Raw genomic sequence first — 8,551 nt, 5'->3', positions numbered from 1 at the left:
TCTTCGGCGCGGCCTCGGTGGCCTCGGCGGTGTCGACGGCGGCTTCGGCGGCCTTCTTGCGCGTCGTGGTGCGCTTCTTGGGCGCGGCCTCGACGGCGGCGGTCTCCTCCGGGGCGGCGGCGACGGCCTTCTTACGGGGCGCCCGCTTCTTCGGAGCGGCCTCGACGGCCTCCACGGTGTCGACTGCGGCCTCCGCCTTCTTGCGCGTCGCCGTCCGCTTCTTCGGCGCGGCCTCCACGGCCTCCACCGTGTCGACCACGGTCTCGGCGGCCTTCTTGCGGGGCGCGCGCTTCTTCGGCGCGGCCTCGGTGGCCTCGGCGGTGTCGACGGCGGCTTCGGCGGCCTTCTTGCGCGTCGTGGTGCGCTTCTTGGGCGCGGCCTCGACGACGGCGGTCTCCTCCGGGGCGGCGGCGACGGCCTTCTTGCGCGGGGCCCGCTTCTTCGGCGCGGCCTCGACGGCCTCGACCGTGTCCGCGACGGCCTGCGCCGACTCGGCGACGGGCTCGGCCTTCTTGCGGGTACGACGGGCCGGCTTGGCCTCGACGGCCTCCGCCGTGTCGACGACCGCCTCGGCGGCCTTCTTGCGCGGGGCCCGCTTCTTCGGCGCGGCCTCGACCGGCGCGGCGGCCTCGACCACGGCCTCCGCCGTCTCGACGACGGGCTCCGCCTTCTTCCGCGTACGGCGACGCGACTGCGCGGGCACCTCGACGACCGGCGCGGCCTCGGTCAGCACCGGGGCGGCGGCCTCGACCGTCTCGACCACGGCCTCGGCGGCCGGAGCGACCGGCGCGGCACCCTGGGCGTTGCCGCGCGTGCGGCGGCGACGGCGCGGGGTGCGCGGCTCGGAGGCGGCCTCCTCGACCGGCGTCACCGGAGCGGCCGCAGCGGCGGCGGCACCCGCGGCGAGCGGTTCACCGGCACGCGTACGGCGCCGACGGCGCGGCGTACGGGCCGGACGCTCCTCGCGTCGCTCCTCGCGGTTCTCGCGGTCGCGGTTGTCACGGTCCTGGCGACCACCACGGCCACCGCGGTCCCCGCGGCCACCACGACCGGAGTCGGCACCGCGGCCACGGGTCTCGCCCAGGTCCTCGATCTCCTCCGCGTCCAGACCGGCACGCGTGCGCTCCGAGCGCGGCAGGACACCCTTGGTGCCCGCCGGGATGCTCAGCTCCTCGTAGAGGTGCGGCGAGGACGAGTACGTCTCGACCGGGTCGTTGAAGTCCAGCTCGAGCGCCTTGTTGATGAGCTGCCAGCGCGGGATGTCGTCCCAGTCGACCAGCGTCACCGCGGTGCCCTTCGCCCCCGCGCGGCCGGTGCGGCCCACACGGTGGAGGAACGTCTTCTCGTCCTCCGGCGACTGGTAGTTGATGACGTGCGTGACGCCCTCGACGTCGATGCCGCGCGCGGCGACGTCGGTGCACACGAGCACGTCGACCTTGCCGTTGCGGAACGCGCGCAGCGCCTGCTCGCGCGCGCCCTGGCCGAGGTCGCCGTGGACCGCGCCCGACGCGAAGCCGCGCCGCTTGAGCTGGTCGGCGATGTCGGCGGCCGTGCGCTTGGTGCGGCAGAAGATCATCGCGAGCCCGCGGCCGTCGGCCTGCAGGATGCGCGCGACCATCTCGGGCTTGTCCATGTTGTGCGCGCGGTACACGTGCTGCGCGATGTTGCGCACCGTGGCGCCCTCGTCGTCGGGCGACGTGGCGCGGATGTGCGTCGGCTGCGACATGTAGCGGCGGGCGAGGCCGATGACGGCGCCCGGCATGGTCGCCGAGAACAGCATCGTCTGACGCTTCGCCGGAAGCATGTTGATGATCTTCTCGACGTCGGGCAGGAAGCCCAGGTCGAGCATCTCGTCGGCCTCGTCGAGGACGAGCGCCTTCACGTGCGAGAGGTCGAGCTTCTTCTGGCCGGCCAGGTCCAGGAGACGGCCCGGGGTGCCGACGATCACGTCGACGCCCTTCTTGAGGGCCTCGACCTGGGGCTCGTAGGCGCGACCGCCATATATGGCGAGGACGCGCACGTTGCGCACCTTGCCGGCGGTCAGCAGGTCGTTGGTCACCTGGGTGCACAGCTCGCGCGTCGGGACGACGACGAGGGCCTGCGGGGCGTCGGTCAGCTGCTCGGGCCTGGCCCGGCCGGCCTCGACGTCCGCGGGGACGGTGACGCGCTCCAGGAGGGGGAGACCGAAACCGAGGGTCTTGCCCGTGCCGGTCTTGGCCTGGCCGATGACGTCCGTGCCGGAGAGGGCGACGGGGAGGGTCATCTCCTGGATGGGGAAGGGGGTGATGATGCCGACGGCCTCGAGGGCCTCCGCGGTCTCGGGAAGAATGCCGAGCTGACGGAATGTCGAAGTCTGCGTAGTCAGGGTGTTGCCTCTTCTGTGAGGTGCGGACCGAGGCGAACGCGGGGGTCGTGACCGTGCCAGTGCCGTGCCTTTGGTACGCCGGTCCGCATCCGCTGCTGCGGAGGAACCGGATGGCGCGGGACCACTGCCGACGCTCGAGCGCTCGTGCCGCTGAGGGCCCCTCCTCGATCGGTACGCCATGTGACGCAGACCCGGAGGGCTGTCGGGTCGGAGCCGATCGGGCCACCGACCGGGCATCCTCATTCATGAGGCCCGTCGGAGATACGTGCAGGCACATGACACAGGCTTGCACTCGGCGGGCTCTTTACCACCATACCCCGGAAACGCGCATGTGCGATGGCCGATTTGGTCACGTAGCCGTCGTCACACTCCATGACCAGGGACTTACCGGACCCCGCGAGCGGGCTATTGTGCGCTGCATGGAGACGTCTGACAACGCCACGCCGTCCACCGAAGCGACCCCCGCGCCGACCGGAATCGCGGCCCAGGACTGGGCCACCGCCTCCGCGGACCCGAACTACCGTGCCGCGGTCGTCGACCTGCTGGGCGCGCTCGCGTACGGCGAGCTCGCGGCGTTCGAGCGGCTCGCCGAGGACGCCAAGCTGGCGCCCACGCTCGCCGACAAGGCGGAGCTGGCGAAGATGGCGTCCGCCGAGTTCCACCACTTCGAGCAGCTGCGCGACCGGCTCGCCGCGATCGGCGCCGAGCCGACCGAGGCCATGGACCCCTTCGTCGCCGCGCTCGACGGCTTCCACAAGCAGACCGCGCCGTCGGACTGGCTTGAGGGCCTGGTCAAGGCGTACGTCGGCGACTCGATCGCCTCGGACTTCTACCGCGAGGTCGCGGCCCGGCTCGACTCCGACACCCGCTCCCTCGTGCTCGCCGTGCTCGACGACACCGGGCACGCGTCGTTCGCCGTGGAGAAGGTGCGGGCGGCCATCGAGGCGGACCCGCGCGTGGGCGGGCGGCTCGCGCTGTGGGCGCGCCGGCTGATGGGCGAGGCCCTGTCGCAGTCGCAGCGGGTCGTCGCGGACCGCGACGCGCTCTCCACGATGCTGGTCGGCGGCGTGGCCGACGGCTTCGACCTGGCCGAGGTCGGCAAGATGTTCTCCCGGATCACCGAGGCGCACACCAAGCGGATGGCCGCGCTGGGCCTCGCCGCCTGACGCTCCTGCCGCGGTGGGCCCGGGCGCTACTGGGCGTTCGGGCTCAGCCGCCGCGCCCCGCCCCGCGCGGGGCGCAGCAGCAGGGACAGCAGGGCCGCCGCCAGCACGAGCGCGCCGCCGAGCGTGGCGAGCGCGTGCCCCGGGCCGAGCGCGCTGTGCGTCACGAACGCCCCGAACAGCGCACCGGCGACGCCCGTGGGCACCACCAGACGCGGAGCCGGCAGCCGGCGCGGGAGCCGGCGCCCGGCGGCGAGGGCGAGAGCCAGGCCGAGCAGTGCGGAGCCGAGAGCCTCGAGCAGCATGATGGTGGGTCCCTCCCGCGCGTCCGGCCGGTGCAAAACGGTCCTAGCGGGTCTACCCCTGGGCCCCGGAACGCAACCCTCCCTCTGTGGCCGTCCTGTGTGTGCGCCGTGGTCGTACGCGGGACGCGTCCGGAGCCGGGCGGCCGCGTGCACGAGCACGGGAAAGGGCCCGGTGACGGTGTGCGTCACCGGGCCCTTTCCCGGAATTCCGTATCTGCCGCGAAGCCGCTACAGGGGGCCGAAGCCCACCTTGCGGACCGCCGGCTCGCCGATCTCGACGTACGCGAGACGCTCGGCGGGGACGAGGACCTTGCGGCCCTTGTCGTCCGTCAGGGAGAGCAGCTGCGACTTGCCGGACAGAGCCTCGGACACGGCGCCCTCGACCTCCTCGGCGGACTGATCGCTCTCCAGAACGATCTCGCGGGGCGTGTGCAGCACGCCGATCTTGACCTCCACGGCCTTGTCCCTCCGACGATCCGTGATGTGCGCGGACGACCGCGCCGTACCCAGCAAAGATTAGCCCGGTGAGACGAGGCTCCCGGTGCCCTTGCCGCACGCCAAGAGCGAACAGCCCGGCGGGAACAAAACGGCGCGGCGCCCCATTACAGGGGCGCCCGGCACCGTCGATGCTCTCGTCGCCGCCCTCAGTGCTGGTCGATGCCGTGCAGCGGGAAGCCGGCGATGCCGCGCCACGCCAGGGACGTGAGCAGCTCGACCGCCTTGTCGCGGGGCACCGGGCTCTCGCTGGACAGCCAGTAGCGCGCCACGACCTGGGAGACGCCGCCGAGGCCCGTGGCCAGCAGCATCGACTCGTCCTTGGACAGGCCCGTGTCCTCGGCGATCACGTCGGAGATCGCCTCGGCGCACTGCATGCTGACGCGGTCGACGCGCTCGCGCACCGCCGGCTCGTTCGTCAGGTCCGACTCGAAGACGAGCCGGAACGCGCCGCCCTCGTCCTCCACGTACGCGAAGTAGGCGTCCATCGTCGCCGCGACGCGCTGCTTGTTGTCCGACGTCGACGCCAGTGCGGTGCGCACCGACTGCAGCAGCGACTCGCAGTGCTGGTCGAGGAGCGCCAGATAGAGGTCGAGCTTGCCGGGGAAGTGCTGGTAGAGCACCGGCTTGCTGACTCCGGCACGCTCCGCGATGTCGTCCATCGCGGCCGCGTGGTAGCCCTGTGCGACGAATACTTCCTGGGCCGCGCCCAGGAGCTGATTGCGTCGGGCACGGCGCGGCAGGCGGGTGCCTTTCGGGCGCGCCGCCTCCGTCTGCTCGGTGGCTGTCACGCCGCCTCCCAAAATCGTCCGTTGCGGTGTGCGCCGCGTCGTCATCGTACTTTTGGGTAACTGCGATGTGCGCGGTGCAGGCGCAGAATTTCACGGACCGGACGGCAGTGAAAGCGGCGCGTAGCGGTCTTGTCACGGGAAAGCGGTATATACCGTCGCCCGACATGTCGCCTGACACGTCGCCCGGCATCCGGCCGTCCGCTGATGTGCGTCCGGCCGCCGACGTGCCGCATCACCGGCCGTCCCTTGACTGTGACGGTCGTACGGGGCGAGCTCAGCGGTAGTCGTCCTCGTCGAGCGCCACCACTCGGGCCTGCTCGGCGCGGTCCGCCTCGTTCGCGGTGTCGGGGTCGGCGTCGCCGGCCGGCGGATCGTCCCGGTCCTGCGAGAGGTCCGCGTGCTGCTCGGCAGCGTCGGCCTCCGGGGCCTCCACATCGATCTCCGTGTTGTCGCCGCGCTCCGTGAAGGTCTCGGGATCGCTGGGGTCGACCGTCATGAATGGCTCCCTTCCTCACTGTTCCACGTGGGCGGGTGCCCTGAATCGAGCGTAGGAGACAGAGGAACGGCGCGCTATGCGGGCTGTGACGGCGAACACACGATCCAGTGCGTGATCGTCTCGTAACATATCCCGCATGTCTTCGACCGAGTCGCCGCGAGTGCCGTCCGCCGTGGACACGGTGTCCGCCCCGGGAGGCGTCCGGGTCGGGGAGGGGGAGTCGATGGGGTCGGTGGGCCTGCCCGGCCTGACCCTCGCGGTCCGGTCGCGCCCCGCCGCGCGGGAGGGACTTCCGCCCGCCCTCTATGTACACGGCCTCGGCGGCTCCTCGCAGAACTGGTCGGCGCTGATGCCGCTGCTCGCCGACGTGGTGGACGGCGAGGCCGTCGACCTCCCGGGCTTCGGCGACTCGCCGCCGCCGGACGACGGCGACTACTCGGTCACCGGACACGCCCGCGCCGTCATCCGGTACCTCGACGCGCAGGGCCGCGGGCCCGTCCACCTCTTCGGGAACTCGCTGGGCGGCGCCGTCACCACGCGCGTGGCGGCCGTCCGCCCCGACCTCGTCCGCACGCTGACGCTCGTGTCGCCCGCGCTGCCCGAGATCCGCGTCCAGCGCACCGCCGTGCCGACCGGGCTGCTCGCCGTGCCCGGCGTCGCCTCCCTCTTCACCCGTCTGACGAAGGACTGGACGGCGGAGCAGCGGGTCCGCGGCGTGATGGCGCTCTGCTACGGAGATCCGAACCGGGTCTCGCCCGAGGGGTTCCGCGCCGCCGTCGAGGAGATGGAGCGGCGCCTCAAGCTCCCCTACTTCTGGGATGCGATGGCCCGCTCCGCGCGCGGGGTGGTGAACGCGTACACGCTCGGCGGTCAGCACGGACTGTGGCGCCAGGCCGAGCGCGTCCTCGCGCCGACCCTGCTCGTCTACGGCGGCCGCGACCTGCTGGTGTCGTACCGGATGGCGGCGCGCGCCGCCAGAACGTTCCGCGACGCGCGGCTGCTGACCCTGCCGGACGCGGGGCACGTCGCGATGATGGAATATCCGGAGACGGTCGCCACCGCGTTCCGGGAACTCCTGTCGGACACGGAGACGTTGAACGGGGCGGCGGGTGATGTGAGAGCGTCACGTGGTGCGCCGAGACATGAAGACCAGTCAGCGTGTGACCAGACGCCGACGCATGACGAGAAATTGCACAGTACGAATCCGGGGAGCTGAGGCGGCCTGTGGGACGGCATAGCCGCCGAGGACCGGCAGAGAGCGGCGAGCGGGCCGGTGAACCGGCCGAGCCCATGGCGCGGGCCGCCGCGCCCAGGCTGGGCCCCGGTTCCGGCCGCAGGCGCCGCGCGGCCGCCGAGCCACCGCAGGCCGCGCCCTCCCCGCAGTCGCAGGCTCACCAGCCCTCGTCCTACCCGTCGGCCTATCCCTCGACCTTCCAGCCGACCTCCGAGTCGCCCTATGAGTCGCCCTACGAGTCGGCTTTCGAGTCGTCGCAGGGCACGCACCGGCCGGCCCGTCCTGCCGCGCCGTACGTCCGGGGCGGTCACCCCGAGCAGCATGAGCCGGGCGGCGGTTGGGGCGGCCCGCCCGCTCCGCCCTCTCCGGCCGCGCCGACGGCCCGGGGCAGTGGCCGCGCCGCCGTCCCGCCTGTGGTCCCTCCGGTGGCTCCGCCCGGCGGCCCTCAGGGTCCCGGCACCGGACCGCTGCCGAGCCCGCGCCAGGAGTACGTCGACGCGTTCGACGGCGTCGGCGCGCCCGCGGGCCATGCCGCGGCGCCGTCCGGCCGCACGCTCCTCGGCACGCCCGAGGCGCCGGACCCGTACCGGTCCGACCCGTACGCGTCCGGTCCGCACGCCTCGAACGCGTACCCGGCCGATCCGTACGCCTCCGTCTCCGACTGGGACGACTACCCGCCGCTGCCCTCGGACGAGCTGCCGCAGGAGCCGGCCCGGAGCCGGAGCCGCAAGGGGATGACGTTCACGGGGATCGCCGCGGCGGCCGTCACGACCGTGCTCGCCATCGTTGTCGCGGGCCAGGTCGCCGACCGGGACAGCGGCTCCGGGAGCGACACGAGGGCAGGGGCCGCCGAGGGCTCCCGCACCCAGGGCGGTTCCGCCTCCCGCTCCGACGACCGGGCGACGCCCACCGCTCCGGCCCGCGTCGTCCCGCTCACGTACGAGCAGAAGATGGCGAAGAAGTACCCGCTCGCCGCGGACCTGAAGGGCTCCGGCGCGTTCGAGTCGATCCCCGACGGGGCCGCGGCGCCCGGCAAGGGGGAGAAGTTCCGCTACCGCGTCGACGTCGAGAAGGGCCTCGGCCTCGACGCCAAGCTGTTCGCCGACGCCGTGCAGAAGACCCTGAACGACAAGCGGAGCTGGGCCCACGGCGGCGAGCGCACCTTCGAGCGCGTCGGGAAGGGCGAGGAGGCGCAGTTCGTCATCACGCTCGCCAGCCCCGGGACCACCGCGGACTGGTGCGCGAAGTCGGGCCTCGACACGACGGAGGACAACGTGTCGTGCGACTCGGCCGCCACCGAGCGCGTGATGATCAACGCGTACCGCTGGGCGCAGGGTGCGAAGCCGTACGACGACGCCCTGCACGACAAGGCGATCTTCCCGTACCGCCAGATGCTCATCAATCACGAGGTCGGTCACCGGCTCGGCTTCAATCACGTGACGTGCACGCAGAATGGCGCGCCGGCTCCGGTCATGCAGCAGCAGACCAAGTTCCTGAAGGCCGATGGCATCACCTGCCGGCCCAACCCCTGGGTGTTTCCCAAGGGTTGACACTCCGTAGCTTTCCGTAGCGCTTTGATCTCTTAGCGCGACAGAACGTCACGCGCGCGGGAAAGTTACGGCCGTTCACCCCTTTTGGTGGGGGGGGGGGGAGAACCCCAAAAGCGCCCACCCCAGAGAGGACAAAAAGGTGACGACGCGCA

Annotated in this window: 8 protein-coding genes; 3 read left to right on the top strand and 5 right to left on the bottom strand. The window is 72.4% G+C overall.

Annotated elements, in window-relative coordinates; translation table 11 throughout:
• A partial coding sequence (locus ACFW9D_RS01905) for a DEAD/DEAH box helicase (RefSeq protein ID WP_384616708.1) occupies nucleotides 1–2,545 on the bottom strand: 2,545 nt, incomplete at its 3' end.
• A gap of 239 nt (nucleotides 2,546–2,784) precedes the next feature.
• On the opposite strand from ACFW9D_RS01905, the gene ACFW9D_RS01900 reads away from it, so the two are divergent.
• Nucleotides 2,785–3,531, top strand: coding sequence for a ferritin-like fold-containing protein (locus ACFW9D_RS01900; protein ID WP_188337003.1), 747 nt, complete (start codon nucleotides 2,785–2,787; stop codon nucleotides 3,529–3,531).
• Between the two features lie 26 nt (nucleotides 3,532–3,557).
• Here the strand turns inward: ACFW9D_RS01900 and ACFW9D_RS01895 are convergent, their stop codons facing one another.
• From ACFW9D_RS01895 to ACFW9D_RS01880, 4 genes are all read right to left on the bottom strand, one after another.
• Entirely contained in the window at nucleotides 3,558–3,833 is a 276-nt protein-coding gene (locus ACFW9D_RS01895; RefSeq protein ID WP_188337002.1) for a hypothetical protein, read from the bottom strand.
• Nucleotides 3,834–4,061: 228 nt separating this feature from the next.
• A complete protein-coding gene (locus ACFW9D_RS01890) occupies nucleotides 4,062–4,289 on the bottom strand; it encodes a DUF3107 domain-containing protein (RefSeq protein ID WP_188337001.1) in 228 nt (75 codons plus the stop codon).
• 188 nt (nucleotides 4,290–4,477) lie between these two features.
• Nucleotides 4,478–5,119 carry a TetR/AcrR family transcriptional regulator gene (locus ACFW9D_RS01885; RefSeq protein WP_188337000.1) on the bottom strand — a complete coding sequence of 214 codons (642 nt, stop codon included), beginning with the start codon at nucleotides 5,117–5,119 and terminating at the stop codon, nucleotides 4,478–4,480.
• Nucleotides 5,120–5,393: 274 nt separating this feature from the next.
• Complete coding sequence (locus ACFW9D_RS01880; RefSeq protein ID WP_188336999.1) at nucleotides 5,394–5,615, bottom strand: hypothetical protein; 222 nt, start codon at nucleotides 5,613–5,615, stop codon at nucleotides 5,394–5,396.
• A 136-nt stretch (nucleotides 5,616–5,751) separates the two neighbouring features.
• Between ACFW9D_RS01880 and ACFW9D_RS01875 the strand changes: the two genes are divergently transcribed.
• Together ACFW9D_RS01875 and ACFW9D_RS01870 are read left to right on the top strand one after the other, a co-directional pair.
• The gene (locus ACFW9D_RS01875; RefSeq protein WP_384616706.1) at nucleotides 5,752–6,831 is read left to right on the top strand and encodes an alpha/beta fold hydrolase; all 1,080 of its coding nucleotides are present in this window, start codon (nucleotides 5,752–5,754) and stop codon (nucleotides 6,829–6,831) included.
• Nucleotides 6,832–7,274: 443 nt separating this feature from the next.
• Entirely contained in the window at nucleotides 7,275–8,399 is a 1,125-nt protein-coding gene (locus tag ACFW9D_RS01870; protein ID WP_384616704.1) for a DUF3152 domain-containing protein, read from the top strand.
• Nucleotides 8,400–8,551 lie beyond the last annotated feature (152 nt).

The sequence above is a fragment of the Streptomyces sp. NPDC059524 genome (assembly GCF_042749255.1).
GTDB lineage: Bacteria > Actinomycetota > Actinomycetes > Streptomycetales > Streptomycetaceae > Streptomyces > Streptomyces xanthii.
Note: the sequence above shows the minus strand (reverse complement) of the source record. Positions and strands in the feature narration are given on the sequence as shown.